Source organism: Streptomyces sp. PT12 (assembly GCF_003311645.1).
In the GTDB taxonomy this organism is placed as follows: domain Bacteria; phylum Actinomycetota; class Actinomycetes; order Streptomycetales; family Streptomycetaceae; genus Streptomyces.
Map to the genome: position 1 here is coordinate 1 of NZ_QEST01000266.1, position 1,912 is coordinate 1,912.

Annotated in this window: 1 protein-coding gene; it reads left to right on the forward strand. The window is 72.5% G+C overall.

What is annotated here, in order from left to right; translation table 11 throughout:
* Positions 1–1,912, forward strand: a 1,912-nt coding sequence (locus DEH69_RS28315) for a polyketide synthase dehydratase domain-containing protein (RefSeq protein ID WP_147255898.1), incomplete at both ends; no start/stop codon positions are given.

The window sequence follows — 1,912 nt, forward strand, 5'->3', positions numbered from 1 at the left end:
GCCAGTTCGAGGCGGGTTATGAGTACGGTCCGACCTTCCAGGGCCTGCGCCGGGCGTGGTCGCGAGGCCGTGAGGTGTTCGCCGAGGTTGCCCTTCCCGAGGAAGTGGCCGACTCCGCCCGGCACTTCGGCCTTCACCCCGCCCTGCTTGACGCCGCGCTGCACGCGAGCACGTTCTGCGAGGGGCAGGGGCCGACGGAGGACGGGCGCACGCCGCTGCCGTTCGCCTGGAACGGCGTCAACCTGCACGCCAGCGGCGCCACGGCGCTACGGGTGCGGGCGGTACCCGTGGGCAGCGACGGCGTCTCGCTTCAACTGGCCGACCACGAGGGCCAGTCCGTGGCAGCCATCGACGCACTGACGCTGCGGTCGATCGCCGTGGACCAACTCGCGAAGGGCACCGGGCGCTCGGCGGCGGGGGAGTCGTTGTTCCGGGTGGAATGGGTCCCGCTCACCCCGAAGGAGAGCGCGGCCAAGATCCCCGAGGGTGTTGAACTGCTCAATCTCACCGGGGCGAGCGGCGACGTCCGTGACCTGACCGGCCACGTGCTCCACGTCGTTCAGGACTACCTGGCCGACGACGACCGCCCCGACGGCGCGCGCCTGGCCGTCCTCACGCGTGGCGCCGTCGCCACCGCCTCGTCCACCGAGCTCACCAGCCCTCCGGCCGCTGCCGTCTGGGGCCTCATCCGCTCCGCACAGGCCGAACACCCCCACCGCCTGGTCCTGATCGACCTCGACGACCAGCCCGCGAGCCGCGCCGCCCTGGCCACCGCCCTCACCACGGCCATCGCCGTCGACGAACCCCAACTCGCCATCCGCCAGGGCACCTTGGCCGCCCCCCGCCTCGCCCGCAGCGCCGCGGACCCGGGTCTCGCCGTGCCGGAGGGAGCGGAGGCGTGGCGGCTCGACAGCGCGGACGGGTCGACGTTCGAGGGGCTGACATTGGTGCCGAGCCCCGAGGCGCTGGCACCGCTCGCCCCGGGACAGGTGCGGGTCGCGGTGCGGGCCGCCGGGCTGAACTTCCGCGATGTGCTGGTGTCGCTCGGCATGGTGCCGGGCCAGCGGGGCATCGGCGGCGAGGCGGCCGGGGTCGTGCTCGACGTCGGCGCCGAGGTGACGGACCTGGCGCCCGGCGACCGGGTGATGGGGACGTTCGACATCGACTTCGGAGCCATCGGGACCAGGGCGGTGACCGACCGCCGCCTGCTCGCGCCCATCCCCAGGGGTTGGTCGTTCAACGAGGCGGCGTCCGTGCCGATCACGTTCCTCACCGCCTACTACGGCCTACGGGATCTGGCGGGACTGCGGGCGGGTGAATCGGTCCTGATCAACGCGGCCGCGGGTGGCGTGGGCATGGCCGCGGCCCAGCTCGCCCGGCACTTCGGCGCCGAGGTCTACGGAACGGCAAGCCCCGGCAAGTGGGCCGCCCTGCGACCGCTCGGCCTGGACGACGAACACCTCGGCTCGTCGCGAACCACCGAGTTCAGGGAGCGATTCCTGACGCACACGCGGCAGCGCGGCGTGGACGTGGTGGTGAACTCGCTGGCGGGCGAGTTCACTGATGCCTCGCTCGACCTGCTGCCGCGCGGCGGCAGGTTCCTCGAGATGGGCAAGACGGACATCCGCGATGCCGCCGAGGTGGCGGCCGCGCACCCCGGCGTCGTGTACCAGGCATATGACCTGCGAGAGGCGGGCCCCGACAGGATCCAGCAGATCCTGGTGGAGCTGGTGGACCTATGTGAACGAGGGCTGCTCAACCCCCTTCCCGTGACCCCGTGGGACGTGCGGCGAGCCCCGGACGCGTTCCGCCACATGAGCCAGGCCCGGCACGTGGGCAAGGTCGTGCTGACCGTGCCTCGTCGGTTGGATCCGGAGGGGACGGTGTTGATCAGTGGGGCGGGGATGATCGG